Origin of the sequence: Rhodococcus sp. 05-340-2, from assembly GCF_002258915.1 — a bacterium.
GTDB lineage: Bacteria > Actinomycetota > Actinomycetes > Mycobacteriales > Mycobacteriaceae > Rhodococcoides.
Genome location: NZ_NOYU01000006.1, coordinates 369663 through 387386, shown reverse-complemented (window position 1 = coordinate 387386; position 17724 = coordinate 369663). Strand labels below are relative to the sequence as shown.

Annotated in this window: 17 protein-coding genes; 9 read left to right on the top strand and 8 right to left on the bottom strand. The window is 65.0% G+C overall.

From position 1 onward, the window contains the following. Window positions 1–51: 51 nt before the first annotated feature. Window positions 52–1467 (top strand): argininosuccinate synthase, encoded by a 1416-nt coding sequence (argG, locus tag CH271_RS03340; RefSeq protein ID WP_037186777.1) that lies wholly within the window; start codon window positions 52–54, stop codon window positions 1465–1467. Between the two features lie 68 nt (window positions 1468–1535). Here the strand turns inward: argG and ligD are convergent, their stop codons facing one another. Both ligD and CH271_RS03330 read right to left on the bottom strand, forming a co-directional pair. Continuing rightward, on the bottom strand, window positions 1536–2489 hold the full coding sequence (ligD, locus tag CH271_RS03335) for a non-homologous end-joining DNA ligase (RefSeq protein WP_094632645.1): 954 nt from the start codon (window positions 2487–2489) through the stop codon (window positions 1536–1538). A 34-nt stretch (window positions 2490–2523) separates the two neighbouring features. Continuing rightward, window positions 2524–3984, bottom strand: a complete 1461-nt coding sequence (locus CH271_RS03330) for a GAF domain-containing protein (protein WP_094632644.1) — start codon at window positions 3982–3984, stop codon at window positions 2524–2526. A gap of 155 nt (window positions 3985–4139) precedes the next feature. Here CH271_RS03330 and CH271_RS03325 point away from each other — a divergent pair, with 155 nt between their 5' ends. The 4 genes from CH271_RS03325 to CH271_RS03310 are packed head-to-tail and all read left to right on the top strand — an operon-like array spanning window position 4140 to window position 7365. Beyond that, window positions 4140–5183 carry an amidohydrolase family protein gene (locus CH271_RS03325; protein ID WP_037148819.1) on the top strand — a complete coding sequence of 348 codons (1044 nt, stop codon included), beginning with the start codon at window positions 4140–4142 and terminating at the stop codon, window positions 5181–5183. Window position 5184: 1 nt separating this feature from the next. Then, window positions 5185–5964 (top strand): iron-sulfur cluster assembly protein, encoded by a 780-nt coding sequence (locus CH271_RS03320; protein ID WP_094632643.1) that lies wholly within the window; start codon window positions 5185–5187, stop codon window positions 5962–5964. Between the two features lie 5 nt (window positions 5965–5969). Beyond that, window positions 5970–6995 carry an NAD(P)-dependent alcohol dehydrogenase gene (locus CH271_RS03315; RefSeq protein ID WP_094632755.1) on the top strand — a complete coding sequence of 342 codons (1026 nt, stop codon included), beginning with the start codon at window positions 5970–5972 and terminating at the stop codon, window positions 6993–6995. 46 nt (window positions 6996–7041) lie between these two features. Then, a complete protein-coding gene (locus tag CH271_RS03310) occupies window positions 7042–7365 on the top strand; it encodes a putative quinol monooxygenase (protein ID WP_032382260.1) in 324 nt (107 codons plus the stop codon). Between the two features lie 9 nt (window positions 7366–7374). On the opposite strand, the gene CH271_RS03305 is transcribed toward CH271_RS03310, so the two are convergent. Together CH271_RS03305 and CH271_RS03300 are read right to left on the bottom strand one after the other, a co-directional pair. Continuing rightward, window positions 7375–8277 carry an alpha/beta fold hydrolase gene (locus CH271_RS03305; protein WP_094632642.1) on the bottom strand — a complete coding sequence of 301 codons (903 nt, stop codon included), beginning with the start codon at window positions 8275–8277 and terminating at the stop codon, window positions 7375–7377. A 40-nt stretch (window positions 8278–8317) separates the two neighbouring features. Continuing rightward, window positions 8318–9106: an RsiV family protein gene (locus tag CH271_RS03300; protein ID WP_094632641.1), complete on the bottom strand. Its 789-nt coding sequence runs from the start codon at window positions 9104–9106 to the stop codon at window positions 8318–8320. A 121-nt stretch (window positions 9107–9227) separates the two neighbouring features. Between CH271_RS03300 and CH271_RS03295 the strand changes: the two genes are divergently transcribed. Next, a complete protein-coding gene (locus CH271_RS03295) occupies window positions 9228–9581 on the top strand; it encodes a VOC family protein (RefSeq protein ID WP_094632640.1) in 354 nt (117 codons plus the stop codon). A gap of 118 nt (window positions 9582–9699) precedes the next feature. Here the strand turns inward: CH271_RS03295 and groL are convergent, their stop codons facing one another. Continuing rightward, window positions 9700–11325 carry a chaperonin GroEL gene (groL, locus tag CH271_RS03290; RefSeq protein WP_008713461.1) on the bottom strand — a complete coding sequence of 542 codons (1626 nt, stop codon included), beginning with the start codon at window positions 11323–11325 and terminating at the stop codon, window positions 9700–9702. A 417-nt stretch (window positions 11326–11742) separates the two neighbouring features. Between groL and CH271_RS03285 the strand changes: the two genes are divergently transcribed. Then, a complete protein-coding gene (locus CH271_RS03285; protein ID WP_037186771.1) occupies window positions 11743–13224 on the top strand; it encodes an amino acid permease in 1482 nt (493 codons plus the stop codon). 45 nt (window positions 13225–13269) lie between these two features. Here the strand turns inward: CH271_RS03285 and CH271_RS03280 are convergent, their stop codons facing one another. Further along, window positions 13270–14184 (bottom strand): serine/threonine-protein kinase, encoded by a 915-nt coding sequence (locus CH271_RS03280; RefSeq protein WP_256986170.1) that lies wholly within the window; start codon window positions 14182–14184, stop codon window positions 13270–13272. A 288-nt stretch (window positions 14185–14472) separates the two neighbouring features. On the opposite strand from CH271_RS03280, the gene CH271_RS03275 reads away from it, so the two are divergent. Next, window positions 14473–16335: a BCCT family transporter gene (locus tag CH271_RS03275; protein WP_179274744.1), complete on the top strand. Its 1863-nt coding sequence runs from the start codon at window positions 14473–14475 to the stop codon at window positions 16333–16335. 44 nt (window positions 16336–16379) lie between these two features. Here CH271_RS03275 and CH271_RS03270 read toward each other — a convergent pair whose 3' ends face one another. Further along, on the bottom strand, window positions 16380–16709 hold the full coding sequence (locus CH271_RS03270; protein WP_094632638.1) for a winged helix-turn-helix transcriptional regulator: 330 nt from the start codon (window positions 16707–16709) through the stop codon (window positions 16380–16382). An 80-nt stretch (window positions 16710–16789) separates the two neighbouring features. Here CH271_RS03270 and CH271_RS03265 point away from each other — a divergent pair, with 80 nt between their 5' ends. After that, complete coding sequence (locus CH271_RS03265; RefSeq protein ID WP_094632753.1) at window positions 16790–17137, top strand: DoxX family protein; 348 nt, start codon at window positions 16790–16792, stop codon at window positions 17135–17137. On the opposite strand, the gene CH271_RS03260 is transcribed toward CH271_RS03265, so the two are convergent. Then, window positions 17117–17722, bottom strand: coding sequence for a DJ-1/PfpI family protein (locus CH271_RS03260; RefSeq protein ID WP_094632637.1), 606 nt, complete (start codon window positions 17720–17722; stop codon window positions 17117–17119). The two genes, CH271_RS03265 and CH271_RS03260, sit on opposite strands and share 21 nt — an antisense overlap. Window positions 17723–17724: the final 2 nt, after the last annotated feature.

Genomic DNA, 17724 nt, shown 5'->3' with positions numbered 1-17724 from the left:
CCGTCAGGCCGGGAGTGGAGCCTGAGGAACGACCCCTACTAGGCTGCTGCCGTGACGAAGGTATTGAACTCTCTCCCGGTCGGCGAACGAATCGGCATTGCATTCTCCGGCGGCCTCGACACCTCGGTGGCCGTGGCATGGATGCGCGAGCACGGCGCGGTGCCGTATGCGTACACCGCCGACATCGGTCAGTACGACGAGCCGGATCTGTCCGATGTGCCCGAGCGTGGCCTGGCCTACGGGGCCGAGCAGGCGCGGCTCATCGACTGCCGCGAACCGCTCGTCGAGGAGGGTTTGGCTGCACTGACCTGCGGCGCGTTCCACATCCGCTCGTCGTTGCAGACGTACTTCAACACCACCCCGCTCGGCCGCGCGGTCACCGGCACCATGCTGGTCCGCGCGATGCAGGAGGACGGAGTCTCGATCTGGGGCGACGGATCCACCTACAAGGGCAACGACATCGAGCGGTTCTACCGTTACGGCCTGCTCGCCAATCCGCAGCTGCGGATCTACAAGCCCTGGCTCGACGAGGCGTTCGTCGCCGAGCTCGGCGGTCGGCACGAGATGTCGCAGTGGCTCACCCAGCGCACCCTCCCCTACCGGGACTCGGCCGAGAAGGCCTACTCCACCGACGCCAACATCTGGGGCGCCACCCACGAGGCGAAGAAGCTCGAATACCTCGACACCTCGCTCGAGATCGTCAGCCCCATCATGGGCGTGAGGTTCTGGGACCCCGAGGTCGAGATCGCGCCGGAGGAGGTCACCGTCGAGTTCGAGCGCGGCCGCCCGGTGCGCATCAACGGCAAGAGCTTCGACAGCGCCGTCGACCTCGTCATGGAAGCCAACGCCATCGGTGGACGCCACGGCCTGGGCATGAGCGACCAGATCGAGAACCGCATCATCGAAGCCAAGAGCCGCGGCATCTACGAGGCTCCCGGCATGGCGTTGCTGCACATCACCTACGAGCGCCTCGTCAACGCCATCCACAACGAGGACACCGTCGCCTCGTACCACAACGAGGGCCGTCGACTCGGCCGTCTGCTGTACGAGGGACGCTGGTTCGATCCGCAGGCGCTGATGCTGCGTGAGGGCTTGCAGCGCTGGGTGGGCAACGTCGTCAGCGGCAGCGTGACACTGCGTCTGCGCCGCGGCCAGGACTTCACGATCGTCGACACCCAGGGCAGCAACTTCAGCTACCACCCCGAGAAGCTCTCCATGGAACGTAGCCAGGGCCAGGCGTTCTTCCCCGGCGACCGCATCGGCCAACTCACGATGCGCAACCTCGACATCGCCGATTCACGCAGCAAGCTCGAGCAGTACGCCGCGCAGAACCAACTCACGGCCTGGGGCGAACTGATCGGGGAACTGCCCGCAGGCGGAGCCGACGCCATCGCGGCCAGCGGCCCCGACGGTTCCGTGGACTCCTCGGCACTCGACCACGCCGCCATCGAGTCCGGCACCGACTGATCTCTGGTTGCCGAACTCGAAGTTATGGACGGATTTCAGCCGATTTCCGTACATAACTTCGAGTTCGGCTACTCCTCGGGTTCCGTCAAGCCCTGATGCTCGTCGCGCTCCGCCCACTCGAGTAACTCGTCGATCGCGAACACCGCATCGTCGATGCCCGCGTGCAGGTCACCCAAGTCGGCGAATCGGGCGGGCACCGTGAACATCGTGAACTCGCGCGGATCGACGTCGGCAACCTCGCCCCAGGAGATCGGCGTCGACACCGTCGCCTGCTGATTTCCCCGCACCGAATAGGCGCTGGCGATGGTGTGATCGCGGGCGTTCTGGTTGTAGTCGACGAACAGCTTCGACGGGTCGCGATCCTTGCGCCACCAGGTGGTCGTCACGTCCTCGGGTGCCCGACGCTCCACCTCACGCGCGAAAGCCAGTGCGGCCCTTCGTAAGTCCTTGAAGCCGTAGGCCGGGTCGATGCGTACGTAGATGTGCAGACCGTGGCCGCCGGAGGTCTTGGGCCAGCCGACGGCCCCGAGATCACTCAGCACCTCCTGAACCACCCCGGCGACGCGTCGTACCCGGTCGAAGGGGCAGTCGGGCATCGGATCGAGGTCGATGCGCCACTCGTCGGGCATCTCGACGTCGGCGCGGCGGCTGTTCCACGGATGGAACTCGACGGTCGACATCTGGACCGCCCAGGCCACGTGCGCCAGTTCGGTCACGCACAGCTCGTCGGCAGTGCGGTTGTAGCGGGGGAAGGTCACCTGCACCGTCTCGAGCCACGGCGGCGCACCGTTGGGCACGCGCTTCTGGTGCACCTTGTCGCCGGCGAGGCCCTTGGGGAAGCGATGCATCATGCACGGCCGCTCCCGCAGCGCCCGGACGATGCCGTCGCCGACGCTCAGGTAGTAGTTCACCAAATCCAGCTTGGTGGCTCCGCTTTCGGGGAAGTACACGCGCTCGGGGTTGGAGATCCGGACGCTGCGCTCGCCCACCGGAATCTCGATCGACGGTGAGCTACTGGCCATGAGGTCGAGAGTAGGCGATCAGGAACGAAGCTGTTCAGGAACGAAGCGTGATGCCGTATCGGTCGCGTTTGCGGTAGATGGTCGCGCGGCTCATCCCCAGTTCCTCGACCGCGTCGTTCATCGTGACGCCGGGGCGAGAGAGCACGCGGATCATCTCGTCGCGCTCGAACGTCTCGATGCGGGTGAGCCGGTGGGTGGTGCGCGAGAGCACCTCCGGCGGCAGATGATGGACCCCGATGACGTCCGCGCGGACGGCTGCCTTGTGCATCACCGTGGCCAGCTCGCCGACGTTGCCCGGCCATGGATGTTCGCGCAACGCTCGCTCGGCAGCGGGGGTGAGCGTGACCCGTCGGCCCCGCACCCGCCCGGCCAGATGGAGGGCGAGCGGGGCGATGTCTTCGGGCCTGTTGCGCAGCGGCGGTACCTCGACCACGGTGCGCAGCAGTCCCGCGAGTGCCGGGGGCACGTCGTCGTAGTTCGACGCCGTGACGGTGACGGGTACCCCGTGGCCGGCGCGACGGATCAGTTCGGCGAGCGCATCGGCCGCACGCGCGGGAAGCCGGTCGACATCACGAATGACCACTGCCGTATCGGGTTTCGGCAGCTCGGGCGTCCAGAGGTCGAGCCAGGCGTCGACGTCCCGGGCGGCCGGTGCTCCAGCACTGAGGATGCGGCCGCGTGGGCGTGCTGCGCGCAGTGCGCGAGCGAGCACGGTGGCCCGGCCCGATCCCGGCTCACCGACCATGAGAATCGAACCATGTTCGGCCAGAGCAGCTTCCGCAGACCCGAGTGCGCTACGCCAACCCGGAGAAAGATCGTCGAGGATGCCGGATCCCGGCCCGCTGTGCGCGGTTTCGACCCGGAACAACTCACCGCGCGGGGCCGGCCGCGGATGCTGGCCCTGCGACCGCGCGAGCATCATCGCCGAGGTGTTCCCCGCAGCCGACTGGGCAAGGGCCAGAAGCAGATCCGAGGACGACTCCGACCAGGTGGTCAGATTGACGCAGCCCTCCACCCGGCCGGTGAGTGGATCGAGAACCGGGGCTGCCGCGCACGTGTACCCGGCGAGCGAGAGCGAGTAGTGCTCGTCCGCCTTCACCACCGCGGGCACCTGATCCGCGAGCGCCAGCGCGAGGCCGTTGGTACCGGCCTGGTCCTCCGCGTACGAGAAGCCGGGTGCCAGATGCACGCGGTCGAGCGCAGCCAGCAGTTCGCGGTCGGCGCTGACCCTGTCCAACACGAGACCATCGGCATCGGTGAGCATCATCGACACCGGTTCGTTCGCCAACGTGTCGCGCAACCCGTTCAGCACCTCGCGGCCGCAACGATAGAACAGGGACTCGTCGTCGTAGGTTCCCGAGAACACCGGAGCAACCTCGTCGAGCGACACCCCGTACCGCTGGCTTCGGTGCCACGACGCGAGAAGGCGATGCGAGACGGCAGCGAGGGGCTCCGAATGGAGTCGGGCCCGCGAGAGACCCCCGGAATCTGCCATGTGATCCAGGTTACATTCGCATGTCGCCATCGTTGCCGGGACAGCGTCTCGAATTGAGACGCCGAGGCCGAGACGGCGGCTCGTCGCGGACCTACCGTCGTTCCCATGACGACGTGACGCACGTCACGTATCGCAACACCCGGGAGGCACACCGCATGTACACCAAGAACGGCGAGAACTTCTTCATCGTCGACGCCCACGTCGCACTGTGGGACGCGCGAGAGCAGAACCAACGCAACATCCACGGCAAGCAGTTCATCGACTGCTTCTACGACTACCACCGCAACCTCTCCCCCGAGAGCGAGCTGTGGACGTACGACGAGTACCTCTACCAGGGCGGCGAGCGCCTGATGCACGACCTGTTCGAGATCGGGTACGTCGATCACGCCATCTTCCAGCCCGCCCACCTCGGCGAGTTCTACAACAACGGGTTCGGGCAGACCGAGGAGGCGTCGGCGCTGGCCGCGGCGCACCCGGACAAGCTGACCTACAACCACCACTTCGATCCGCGCAACGGCGAACGCGGCCTCGACCAATTGCGGGCCGACGCAGAACGCTTCGGGCTGAAAGGCGTCAAGCTCTACACCGCCGAATGGCACGGCGACTCCCGCGGCTACAAGCTCGACGACGACTGGACGCGGCGCTACCTCGAGGTGTGCCGCGAGGTCGGCATCAAGAACATTCACGTGCACAAGGGGCCGACCATTCGTCCGCTCGACCGCGATGCGTTCGATGTCGCGGATGTCGACCACGTGGCGACCGACTTCACCGATCTGAACTTCGTCGTCGAACACTGCGGCCTGCCGCGCCTGGAAGACTTCTGCTGGATCGCCACCCAGGAGCCCAACGTGTATGCCGGCCTCGCCGTGGCCATTCCGTTCATGCACACGCGGCCGAAGTACTTCGGTCAGATCATGGGTGAGCTGCTGTACTGGCTGGGTGAGGACCGCATCTTCTTCTCCTCCGATTACGCATTGTGGACGCCCAAGTGGCTGGTCGAAGGATTCGTCGACTTCCAGATCCACGAGTCCCTCGACGAATACGCACCCATCACGCTCGAGCAGAAGAAAAAGGTGCTCGGACTCAACGCCGCCAAGCTCTACGACATCCCGGTCCCGGCAGAACTGCAGTTGCCCGACGCCGACGAGACCGAGACCGGACCGCGTCAGCCCGAGCGCGCCGATCTTGCGGCGGTGTGAGATGACGGTCGTTTCAACCCTGTCGAGGCACGACGAGGCCTACGCCGCGCTCGGCGTCGTCCTGGATCCCGAATTGGACGAGCCCATCACCGATCTCGGCTTCGTACGATCTCTCGAGGTCGACGACGGAACAGTGCACGTTCATCTTCGACTGCCGACGTCGTTCTGTTCGCCGAACTTCGCGTATCTGATGGCGGGAGACTCCAAGGACGTGCTGACGGCGTTGCCGTGGACCGAGCGGGTGCTGGTCGAACTCGACGATCACCACGACTCGGACAAGATCAATGCCGGCCTCGCCGCCGACGCCGGCTACCGCGGCACCTTCGGACACGAGGCCGAGGAGGATCTCGAGGAATTACGCGCGACGTTTCGGCGCAAGGCCTATGTGGCGGCGATGGAACGCTCGCTCATGGCATGGTTGCGCGCCAATCCCGACTCGACCGAGAACGACTTGGCCGCAGTGGTTCTCGGAGACCTTCCGGACGATCGCACCTCGACCGCACTGCTTCGTCGTCGAGAGGCGCTGGGCCTGAGGATCGATCCGGCCGCTCCCGCTCTGGTCGATCACACCGGCCGACCACACACCGGAGATCTGACGATGGTGATGCGGCGCGCCCGCGCCACCCGCGTCTCGATCGACGGCAACGCCCACTTCTGCCGCGGATTGCTGCAGACCCGCTACCCGGGGTCGGAGGAGCAGCAGGTACCGCGCGTCGAAGGCGCGTTCATCCCCCTCACCACTCTCACCGTCCAGCACAGCACTACACAGGAGTCACGATGAGCACGATGCGCGCCGTCCAGGTGGTCGGCTACCACAAGAATCTGGAGATGACCGAGGTACCGATTCCCGAGGTTCGAGGCCCTCTCGACGTGATCGTCAAGATCGGCGGCGCGGGCGTGTGCCGTACCGATCTGCACATCCTCGAAGGACAGTGGGCCGAGAAGTCCGGCGTCACACTGCCGTACACGATCGGGCACGAGAACGCCGGGTGGGTGCACGCGGTCGGCTCGGCCGTCACCAACGTCCGCGAGGGCGACAAGGTGATCCTGCATCCGCTGGTGACGTGCGGGTTGTGCCGGGCCTGCCGGTCCGGTGACGACGTGCATTGCGAGACGAGTGACTTCCCCGGCATCGACACCAACGGTGGGTACGCAGACTATCTGCGGACCAACGCCAGGACAGTCGTGAAGATCGACGACTCACTCGAACCGTCCGCGGTGGCCGCACTCGCGGATGCCGGCCTGACCGCTTATCACGCCGCAGCCAAAGCAGCCCGACGGCTGACTCCACGCGACAAGTGCGTCGTCATCGGTGCAGGCGGTCTCGGCCACATCGGTATCCAGGTGCTCGAGGCACTGTCGCCCGCGGAGCTCATCGTCATCGACCGCAACGCCGACGCCGTCAAGCTCGCCCTCACCCTTGGCGCCGATCACGCGGTGGTCGCCGACGGCAGTCAGGTCGATCAGGTCATGGAACTCACCGGCGGATTCGGTGCCGAGGTGGTACTCGACTTCGTCGGCGAAAATGGCTCCACCGCAGAGGGATTGGCGATGACCAGACGGGCCGGGGACTACCACGTGATCGGCTACGGCGAGAACGTCGACGTGCCGACCATCGACCTGGTGTCGGCGGAGAAGAACATCGTCGGCAACCTCGTCGGGTCCTACAACGACCTGTGCGATCTCATGTCTCTCGCCGCGCGCGGTGCCGTGAACCTGCATACGCAGACCTACGCACTGGACGACTTTCAGAGTGCCATCGACGACCTCGACAACGGACGGGTTCGCGGCCGCGCGATTCTCGTACCCTGAAATCGGGTAGTAACCACCGACACAACCCCAACAACGAGGAGCAACGTTGATCTTCATCACCGCCAAGTTCAAGGTCAAGCCCGAGCACGCCGACAACTGGCCCGAGATCTCACGCGACTTCACCGAGGCATGCCAGGCCGAGGAGGGATGCCTCTGGTACTTCTGGTCGCGCACCCTCGACGACCCCACCGAGTACGTCCTGGTGGAGGCTTTCAAGGATCCCGACGCCGGTGCCGCCCATGTGAATTCGGATCACTTCAAGCAGGCCCAGAAGGATCTCCCGCCGTACCTGCAGGAGACCCCGAAGATCATCAGCCAAGAGGTCGACGGCACCGACTGGAACGAACTGGGCGAGCTCGCAGTCGACTAGATCGTTCGTCTAGCCCCTTTCGCGATCCCGGACCACCTGGCCCAGCGTCACGACGGCGTCGGCGAACTGCCCGGGTAATTCCTGAGGCGGGTTGTGGCCGCAATCGACCTGACGAACGTCGATCAGGTCGGTGAAATGCGCCGCGTGGTCCGGGGTGCCGTACAGCGAGGCGACGGTGTCCTCGGTCGGATCGATCACGACCGTGGGCACCGTGATCCTCGGTTGCTGCGTCAGCAACTCCTGGGTGGCTGCATAGGCCGCGTCCCCTGACTCGAGACCGTATCGATGCCGGTAGGAATGCACGGACACGTCCACGAAGTCGGGGTTGTTGAACGACGGTGCGGTGGCCGCGAATTCAGAATCGCCGAACCTCCAGGTCGGCGACCAATCCGTCCACAGTGTCTGCGCGATCTCCGTGCGGTAGGCCGCGAGCCCGGCGCGGCCCCGCTCGGAGTGCAGGTAGTACTGATACCAGTACCGCTTCTCGAGGTGCGGCAGCACGGGCGTGGATACCGCCGCGGCGATGTTCTGCATCAGATATCCGGACACGCTCACCAGGCCGGACACCAACTCGGGCCACAGCGCGGCGACGACACACGCCGCTCGCCCGCCCCAGTCGTAGCCGGCGACGATGGGTTGGTCCAGTTCCAGCGCGAGGATCAACTCGCGCAGGTCGTGGCCGATCGCGGCCTGCTCACCGGAGCGCATCGTGTCCGCGTCGACGAACCGGGTGGGTCCGAAGCCGCGTAGGTACGGCACCACCACGTCGTAGCCGGATTCGGCGAGCAGCCTGCCGACGTCGTCATAACCGCGCGGGTCGTACGGAAACCCGTGCATCAGCACCACCGAACGACCGGACGGGTCACCGACGCGGTCGTAGGCCACATCCAGCACCCCTGCACGAATCATCATGGGTCCATGTTCGCATTGCGGCACCCGGGCTCGCCGAGGGTCAGCTGCTCAGCACATCCTGCATACCGGGAGCGAGGACATCCGAGAGATCCGACCACGGCACGGTGATCGTGATGAGGCCGATGCTGTAGGAACCCACCTGGTAGTCCCCGAAGTGAATCTTCATTCCCTCCGGCGATGCGGTCCAGTTCGCGAAGTTGGCCACCGTCGGCTCGATACCCGAGCGCTCGAAACTCTCGCCTGCGCGGGTGGTCGGAAGAATTGCCGCTGCTCGGTCCGACAGCCGGGCCAGGCCCGCGTCGAGATCGGTGAAAGCATCACCGAGGGAGATCGGCTGTGCGGTGTCGGCGTCGATCGTCACGGTCGCAATCAGTGAATTACCGTGCGCTCCTGGCGGCACGGCGATCCAACCGGTGATCTGTTCGGCACTGATCACGCGCCGCCCGACGTAGGTCGTACCCGTCGAGTAGCCGTCGCTGAGGGCGAAGTCGTTCCCGTAGTCACCATCGATCTGATCCTGGAGCGCGGCGCGCATCGACTCGTTGAACTCCGCCGTCACGGCGGGATTCCCGCCACTGAGCTGCGGAATCGCGACGTCGTAGGTCGCACGCACGGTTGATCCGGTGACTCGAGTGCTGCCGACGACGTACGGCTCGACGGCACTCGAGGTAGTGGTTGGCGTTGTAGGCGTCGGCTCGGCGCGCTGAGTGGTGACCGTGACCTCGGTGGTCGTCGGTGCCGACGCCGGCGTGGCGGTTCCCGAGGTGGAGCAGCCCGCCAAGGCCGCGGTCACGGCAAGTGCGGCGGCCATCGAGCGGATACGAGTCATGACCGACCCTAACCACTGCGCGGCGCCTCACTCAATAGGAAACAGCTGCGGAGCACAGACGCCGCAGCTACCGTCGAACCGTCCGGTTCGTGTCGACCGGCCACGTTTCGGAGGGAGTTCGATGAGAACGAGAAGCATCATCACTAATCTGCGCGTGCCGAACGTGGACGCGGCCAAGTCGTTCTACTCCGAGTTTCTCGGTCTGCGTTCGGAGGAGTTCGATATGGGGTGGGTTGCGCGGCTGACGTCGCCCGATCGCCCGGTCAGCGTTCAGCTGGTCACCCGCGACGAGAGCGCACCGGAGGATTCTGTGATGTCGGTGCACACCGACGATGTCGAGGGCGCGTACGCCGAAGCGCAGAAGCTCGGCTACGAGATCGTGTATCCGTTGACCACCGAGCCGTGGGGCGTGCGCCGCTTCTTCGTTCGCGCTCCCGACGGCAACGTCATCAACATCGCGTATCACCGGGACTGACTGCTTCGGAATCGGGTGCAGCTGACCGCGCCCAGCGCGGCCCACTGCACCGGATTCGAACACGAAAAAGCCCGACCCCCTCGAAAGGGAGTCGGGCTTGTTCAGCGAGGGGGTGGACTCAGAAGTCCATGCCGCCCATGCCACCGGTCGGATCGCCTGCGGGCGCTCCGGCCTTCTCGGGCTTGTCGGCGACGACGGCCTCGGTGGTGAGGAACAGAGCCGCGATGGACGCTGCGTTCTGCAGTGCCGAGCGGGTGACCTTGACCGGGTCGTTGATGCCTGCAGCGAGCAGATCCTCGTACTCGTTGGTCGCGGCGTTGAGGCCGTGACCTGCGGGCAGGTTCGAGACCTTGTCCGCAACGACGCCGGGCTCGAGGCCTGCGTTGAATGCGATCTGCTTGAGCGGGGCGGACAGTGCGACGCGAACGATATTCACGCCGGTTGCCTCGTCACCGTCGAGCTTGAGGTTGTCGAGTGCGGGCGCTGCCTGGAGCAGTGCCACGCCGCCACCGGCGACGATGCCTTCTTCGACGGCTGCCTTGGCGTTACGCACGGCATCTTCGATGCGGTGCTTGCGCTCCTTGAGCTCGACCTCGGTTGCCGCTCCGGCCTTGATGACTGCAACGCCACCGGCCAGCTTGGCCAGGCGCTCCTGCAGCTTCTCGCGGTCGTAGTCGGAATCGGAGTTCTCGATCTCGGCGCGGATCTGGTTGACGCGACCGGCGATGGCGTCGGAATCTCCCGAGCCCTCGACGATGGTGGTCTCGTCCTTGGTGATGACGACCTTGCGTGCCTGACCGAGCAGCTCGAGTCCGGCGGTCTCCAGGGAGAGGCCGACCTCTTCGCTGATGACCTCGCCACCGGTGAGGATGGCGATGTCGGCGAGCTGCGCCTTGCGACGGTCACCGAATCCGGGAGCCTTGACGGCGACGGACTTGAAGGTGCCACGGATCTTGTTCACCACGAGGGTGGAGAGAGCTTCGCCCTCGACGTCCTCGGCGATGATGACGAGCGGCTTGCCGGACTGGATGACCTTCTCCAGCAGGGGCAGCAGGTCCTTGACGGTGCTGATCTTGGAGCTGACGAGCAGGATGTACGCGTCTTCGAGGACGGCTTCCTGGCGCTCTGCATCGGTGGCGAAGTACGCCGAGATGTAGCCCTTGTCGAAGCGCATGCCCTCGGTGAGCTCGAGCTGCAGGCCGAAGGTGTTGGACTCCTCGACCGTGATGACGCCTTCCTTGCCGACCTTGTCCATTGCCTCGGCGATGAGCTCGCCGATGGACGGGTCGCCTGCGGAGATGCCAGCGGTAGCAGCGATCTGCTCCTTGGTGTCGATCTCCTTGGCGGACGCGAGCAGCGACTCGGTGACGGCTGCAACAGCCTTCTCGATGCCGCGCTTGAGGCCGAGCGGGTTCGCGCCGGCTGCGACGTTGCGCAGGCCTTCACGGACGAGTGCCTGAGCGAGAACGGTAGCGGTGGTGGTGCCGTCGCCTGCGACGTCGTCGGTCTTCTTGGCGACCTCCTTGACGAGCTCGGCACCGATCTTCTCGTAGGGATCTTCGAGCTCGATCTCCTTGGCGATGGAAACACCATCGTTGGTGATCGTGGGAGCTCCCCACTTCTTCTCGAGTACGACGTTGCGACCCTTGGGGCCCAACGTCACCTTTACTGCGTCGGCGAGGGCATTGAGGCCTCGCTCGAGGCCACGGCGTGCCTCTTCGTCGAACGCGATGATCTTGGCCATTGCGAAGTGATCCTCCGGATTGGGGGTGACACATTGCTGGCCGAGCTCGGTGCCCGCGACGGACGACCAGGGGTGTCGTTGATTCCCCGGCCTCACCGTGTCCCGACCTGGCACTCACGTGTCGAGAGTGCCAACTGCATTTCTAGCACTCGACCATGGCGAGTGCAAGGTCGGCCACCGGTGCCGACCGAGGGGTGAACCACGACTACACCCATTCCCGACGCCACCGCCCGAAGCACGCCTCGAGCAGATGCTCGGCCGAGACGCCATTCGTCACGCACTGTTCACACCCGTACGCGTTGTTAACATCCGAATACTGTGCATCGAACCATCGACGCCAATACCGTTGAGTGACAACAGCTTCGACGCCAAAAAATTCGGACAAAACCCTACAAATCCGACAGTAAGGATCGAAACATGTCCGATACGGTCGACACTTCGTACGACAACTCGGCGATGGACCACGAGGAAGAGGGCTACCACAAGGGCCTCAAACCTCGTCAGTTGCAGATGATCGCGATCGGCGGTGCCATCGGCACCGGCCTGTTCCTCGGAGCGGGCGGACGACTCGCCAGTGCCGGGCCCGGCCTCTTCCTCGCCTACGCCCTCTGTGGAATCTTCGTCTTCTTCATCCTGCGCGCACTCGGCGAGCTGGTGCTGCACCGCCCGTCCTCGGGCAGCTTCGTCTCGTACGCACGCGAGTTCTTCGGCGAGAAAGCAGCGTTCGTCGCGGGCTGGATGTACTTCCTGAACTGGGCGATGACCGCGATCGTCGACGTGACGGCCATCGCGACGTACATGCACTACTGGGGCAGCTTCGAGGTGATTCCGCAATGGGTCATCGCGTTGATCGCCCTCGTCATCGTCATGAGCCTGAACCTCGTGTCGGTCAAGTGGTTCGGTGAGATGGAGTTCTGGGCGGCGATCATCAAGGTCATCGCGTTGGTGACGTTCCTGATCGTGGGCGTGGTGTTCCTCGCGGGCCGCATCCCCGTCGGTACCCAGATGCCGGGCATCAGTCTCATCACCGACAACGGCGGCCTGTTCCCGTCGGGCGCGTGGCCGTTGGTCATCGTCATCTCGGGTGTCGTTTTCGCCTACGCCGCAGTGGAATTGGTGGGCACCGCCGCCGGCGAGACCGAGAACCCGGAGAAGATCATGCCGCGGGCGATCAACTCGGTCATCGCACGTATCGCACTGTTCTACGTCGGCTCGCTCGTACTGCTCGCCCTGCTGATGCCGTACACCGCATACCAGTCCGGCACCTCCCCGTTCGTGACGTTCTTCTCGAGCATCGGCCTCGGCGGCGCGGGCACCATCATGAACATCGTGGTGCTCACGGCGGCACTGTCTTCCCTGAACGCCGGGCTGTACTCGACCGGCCGCATCCTGCGGTCGATGGCGATGAACGGCAGTGCGCCGGACTTCACCAAGAAGATGACCAAGGGCGGAGTGCCGTTCGGCGGCATTCTGCTCACCTGCTTCATCACGCTGTTCGGTGTCGCGCTCAACGCCATCGCCCCCGGCGAAGCGTTCGAGATCGTGCTGAACATGTCCGCACTGGGCATCATCGCCAGCTGGGCCACCATCGTGTTGTGCCAGATCCAGCTGTACCGCTGGTCCAAGAAGGGCATCGTGGAGCGGCCCAAGTTCCGCCTGTTCGGAGCGCCGTACACCAGCTACGCGACGCTGGTGTTCCTGTTCGGCGTGCTGGTGCTGATGGCCTTCGACGCCCCGATCGGCTCGTGGACCATCGCCACTCTGGTCGTCATCATCCCGGCACTGATCGGCGGCTGGTTCCTGGTGCGCACCAAGGTGCTCACCGTCGCCGAGGAACGCCTCGGCTACACCGGCCAGTACCCGGTGGTGGCCAACCGCCCGACCGAACCGGAGGAGTAGCCCCCACGCGTGACGGGGCCCGAACACCGGTGCCCCGTCACGCGTTCAGGAAAATTTGAGCCAGCGCGACCTCGTGAACGGCGACCGCCGCGGCGGCGGTTCCGGAACTCCTGCGGCCACCGCTGCCGCCACCGCGTCGCTGAGTGCGACGCAGTTCTCGAAACGATCCGATGGGTCCTTCGCCAACGCCCGCGCGACCACCGCGTCGAGCCCCCGCGGCAACGAGCGTCGACGACGCGTGACCGACGGCGGCTCGGCCGTGAGATGCGCTGCGGTGATGGCCAACGGCGTGGCCAGTGGATACGGCGTCCGGCCGGTCGCCAGTTCGACCAGCGTCGCCCCCAGGCCGTAGACGTCGGTCTGCGCACTCAACACTCCCCCGCGAAGCAGTTCCGGTGCCGCGTACGGGATGGATGCCAGCACCGTCCCGCCTGCAGCGAGCGGGGTCGAATCACCCAGCAGGCGCGCAATTCCCCAGTCCGACAACAACACCTGCTCGTAACCGTCGATTCGCTCTGTGGAGATGAGGATGTTCGCGGGCTTGACGTCCCGATGCACGACGCCCTGCGAGTGGGCGTAGTCGAGCCCCTTGGCCACCTCGGCGACGATGCGCGCCACCCGGGAGACGTCGAGCGCGATCTGGCCGCGGGCGACGAGCCGCGCGGCGCTGTAGCCGTCCACGTAGTGCATGGACATCCACAGTTGGTGCTCGAACTCACCGTGCTCGTGCACCGACACGATGTTCGGGTGCACCAATTGGGTGGCGACGGTCGCTTCCATCCGAAACTTGTTGCGCAACCTCGGTGATCGCGACGCCTCCCGGTCCAGGATCTTGAGGGCCTCGAGCCGATCGTGGCCGCGCCCGAGAACCAGATACACCTCGCTCATACCGCCGACCCCGAGGCGGCGCTGAACCCGAAAGCCGGCGAACTCCGAACCCGGCTGCAATCGACTGGTCACCGAATCACCTGCCGCACAACATTGTTCACGCCACGAAATACGAGGGGTGACACAACCGGACATGTCCGCAGCATCGGCAGAACTGTAGTCCGTTCGACCGTTCGGGGCGACTCGGCAGAAACCACACGTTCGCCCGTTTCCCAGTTCGGCGGCCCTCACACGTTTCGCCACCTGCACCGATGTCGTTTATGGTGATTACCGGTACTTGACCGAAACAAGAGAAAAAGAACGGCAAACCGATAGTGGTCAGCCGATTACGGTGACTCGAGTTGTAAGGAAGTCAAGTAAGTGAAAGCAATAAAAGAAGCCTGGGGAGGCCTGCTCAAACCGGTTTTCGTCCCCGCATCGATCATCATCTTCGTGATGATCGCCTTCTCCGTGGTCTACGCGAGCACGGCGGCGGATTCGTTCGAGAAACTGAACGAGGCCATCACCGCAGGCGTCGGCTGGTGGTACATCCTGGCCGCGACCGGTTTTGTGCTGTTCGCCCTGTACTGCGGATTGAGCCGAGTGGGCAACATCCGCCTCGGCCGAGACGACGAGAAGCCCGAGTTCGGCGTCCTGTCCTGGTTCGCCATGCTGTTCAGCGCCGGCATGGGCATCGGCCTGGTGTTCTACGGCGTCGCCGAGCCGCTCTCGCACTACGTGACGCCGCCCGAAGCCGGTGGCATCCCCGGCAGCACCGACGCCTCCGCGCGTCAGGCGATGGAACTCACACTGTTCCACTGGGGCCTGCACGCATGGGCGATCTACGTCGTCGTCGGACTCGGCATGGCGTACATGACCTACCGCAAGGGTCGTCCGCTGACCGTCCGCTGGTTGCTCGAGCCGCTGCTCGGCCGCAAGCGCATCGAGGGTCCGATCGGTCACACCATCGACACCGTCGCCATCGTCGGCACCCTGTTCGGCGTCGCGACCTCGCTCGGGTTCGGCGTCCAGCAGATCTCGGCCGGGCTGGAGTATCTCGGCTGGGTCGAGACCACCAACTGGTTCGTCATCGTGCTCATTGCCGCGATCACCGGCATCGCCACCTTCTCTGTGGTCAGTGGCGTTTCCAAGGGACTGAAGTGGCTCTCCAACATCAACATGGGCCTCGCGGCTGCGCTGGCCCTGTTCGTACTGCTCCTGGGTCCGACGCTGTTCCTGATGCAGTCCTGGGTGCAGAACCTCGGCGGCTACGTTCAGGCGCTGCCCGAGCTCGCGCTGCGCACCTCACCGTTCTCCGACGACGGGTGGGCCGGCGGCTGGACCATCTTCTACTGGGGTTGGTGGATGAGCTGGGCACCGTTCGTCGGCATGTTCATCGCTCGCATCTCCCGTGGCCGCACCATCCGTGAATTCGTGTTCGGCGTGCTGCTGGCTCCGACCATCGTCGGGTCGCTGTGGTTCACCATCTTCGGCGACACCGGCATCCTCCGGCAGCGCAACGAGGGAGATCTGCTCGACGCCGAGGGCGCGGTGAACACCAACACCAGCCTGTTCCAGGTGCTCGACGGCCTCCCGATCGCCGCGATCACCAGCGTCATCGCCATCGCGGTCATCGTGTTCTTCTTCGTGACGTCCTCGGACTCGGGATCGTTGGTCATCGACATTCTCTCGACCGGCGGCGAACTGGAAACGCCGAAGATCACCCGGGTCTACTGGGCCGTACTGCAAGGCATCGCCGCGGCAGTGCTGCTGCTCGTCGGTGGAACGAGTTCACTGACGGCGTTGCAGACGATGTCGATAGCCACGGCCGTGCCGTTCTCGGTGGTGTTGGTACTCGCCTGTGTGTCGATGCTCAAGGCTTTCCGCTACGACGTTGCCACCACACCGCGGTACGTACGCGTGACCACCACCTCGGACGTCGCAGGCGACGAACCGACGGTTGCCACGCCTGCCGCGCCTCGAAAGCGAGCGACGGCCGGGATCTCGACGACGTTCTCCGGACTGGCACCCTCACGGGAGGGACTGACGTCCTCGCGCTCCGACGGAAGCGTCGTACTCGCGGTGCACGAGGTCTCCACCGAACAGCTCGAGGTTCATCCCGAGACCGGTGCAGTCGAGTACTCCGGAGACAACGCTCCGGTCGACCCACTCGGCGGCGAAGTGTTCGACACCCAGGAGTTCGCCGACTCGGCCGAGGGGCAGAACCAGAACAACCCCGGCTGACCCGTCTCCACCACTCTCTGACCCTCGCGAGCCTCTCGCGGGGGTCAGAGGTTTTTCGAGGACCACTCGGTCAGCGCCTGCAGTGACGGCAGCAGCGCCTCGCCGGATCGCGTCAGGCTGTATTCCACCGAGATGGGCGGCCCGTCGTCGACGGTGCGCGCCACCAGCCCTGCCTTGGCGAGTTCTCCGAGTCGATCGGACAACACCGAATCGCTGATACCACCGACGGCACGACGCAGGTCCGAGAATCCCATCGGCCCGTTCATCAGCGTCGCAAGAAGGATTCCGTTCCACCTCTTGCCGAGGAAGCCGAAGGCCTTCGTCAATGCTCCGTCGCAGGCACGCGGATCATCGATCTCTCCATTCGTTGCCATGGCTCCACCCTACCGAGGGTGCTACAGTCCGACTCGCTGCTTCTGAATTACTAGTGGCCTCAGAAATGAAAGCGGGACTCATGTTCATCGCAACCGTCATCGTCTCGGTGTTGCTCGCCGTGACACTCACGTTCTCCGCTATCGGGAAACTGACGAAGAACCCATCCGTCGTCCCGATGCTCGAGCAGGTCGGCGTTCCCGCCGAGAAGATTCCGTGGCTCGCCTACGCGGAACTACTCGGAGCCGTCGGCCTCCTGGTCGGCCTGTACGTCTGGCCCATCGGCGTCGCCGCTGCCGTCGGCGTCATCCTCTACTTCGTCGGTGCCGTCGCCGCGCACGTGCGGATCAAGGACAAGGAATTCGCGCCTGCCGCAGGCCTGGCCGTGTTCGCCGTCGTCGCCCTGGTCCTACGGGTGCTCAGCGCCTGACCAGTCGTAGTCCATCTGGCCCGCGGTGGCGAGAGCGTGATCCGCTCCCGCCCACCGCGCGACCAGATGCAACGCCAGATCCAGACCGGCACTGATTCCGGCGGACGTCGCCAGATCACCGTGGTCGACGTAACGAACACCCTCGTGCACGGTGAGCGCAGGCCATCGTTCCCGTAGCAATTCCAGGTCTTCCCAGTGCGTGGTGACGGGTCGAGCATCGAGCAGCCCGGCCGCCGCCAGTACGAAAACACCGGTGCACACCGACGCCACCAACTCGGCGTCGGACCGAAGTCGCTTCAACCACTGCAGAACACGACTGTCGACCGAGACCGCATCGACGACACCGCCCGGCACCACGACGACGTCGTATCCCCGCGGATCGTCGACCGTGGTGTCGACGCCGATCCTCATTCCGCCCCGAGCAACGACCGCCCTGTCGTCGATTCCGACGAGCGTCACCTCGAAAGGCGCAGCGCCACCGGCGCGTTCGGCCACCCGATTGGCAACCGAGAACACCTCGAACGGACCGCACGCGTCGAGTACCTCGACATCGTCGAACAAGAGAATTGCAACGCTTCTACTCATGA

Bases quoted from the DNA above. Each gene is read 5' to 3' on its own strand.
- CH271_RS03260 (WP_094632637.1), bottom strand. From the start codon at position 17,722: ATGAGTAGAAGCGTTGCAATTCTCTTGTTCGACGATGTCGAGGTACTC.
- CH271_RS03300 (WP_094632641.1), bottom strand. From the start codon at position 9,106: ATGACTCGTATCCGCTCGATGGCCGCCGCACTTGCCGTGACCGCGGCC.
- CH271_RS03265 (WP_094632753.1), top strand. From the start codon at position 16,790: ATGTTCATCGCAACCGTCATCGTCTCGGTGTTGCTCGCCGTGACACTC.
- groL (WP_008713461.1), bottom strand. From the start codon at position 11,325: ATGGCCAAGATCATCGCGTTCGACGAAGAGGCACGCCGTGGCCTCGAG.
- CH271_RS03305 (WP_094632642.1), bottom strand. From the start codon at position 8,277: ATGATGATTCGTGCAGGGGTGCTGGATGTGGCCTACGACCGCGTCGGT.
- CH271_RS03285 (WP_037186771.1), top strand. From the start codon at position 11,743: ATGTCCGATACGGTCGACACTTCGTACGACAACTCGGCGATGGACCAC.
- CH271_RS03315 (WP_094632755.1), top strand. From the start codon at position 5,970: ATGCGCGCCGTCCAGGTGGTCGGCTACCACAAGAATCTGGAGATGACC.
- ligD (WP_094632645.1), bottom strand. From the start codon at position 2,489: ATGGCCAGTAGCTCACCGTCGATCGAGATTCCGGTGGGCGAGCGCAGC.
- CH271_RS03330 (WP_094632644.1), bottom strand. From the start codon at position 3,984: ATGGCAGATTCCGGGGGTCTCTCGCGGGCCCGACTCCATTCGGAGCCC.
- CH271_RS03325 (WP_037148819.1), top strand. From the start codon at position 4,140: ATGTACACCAAGAACGGCGAGAACTTCTTCATCGTCGACGCCCACGTC.
- CH271_RS03270 (WP_094632638.1), bottom strand. From the start codon at position 16,709: ATGGCAACGAATGGAGAGATCGATGATCCGCGTGCCTGCGACGGAGCA.
- CH271_RS03295 (WP_094632640.1), top strand. From the start codon at position 9,228: ATGAGAACGAGAAGCATCATCACTAATCTGCGCGTGCCGAACGTGGAC.
- CH271_RS03320 (WP_094632643.1), top strand. From the start codon at position 5,185: ATGACGGTCGTTTCAACCCTGTCGAGGCACGACGAGGCCTACGCCGCG.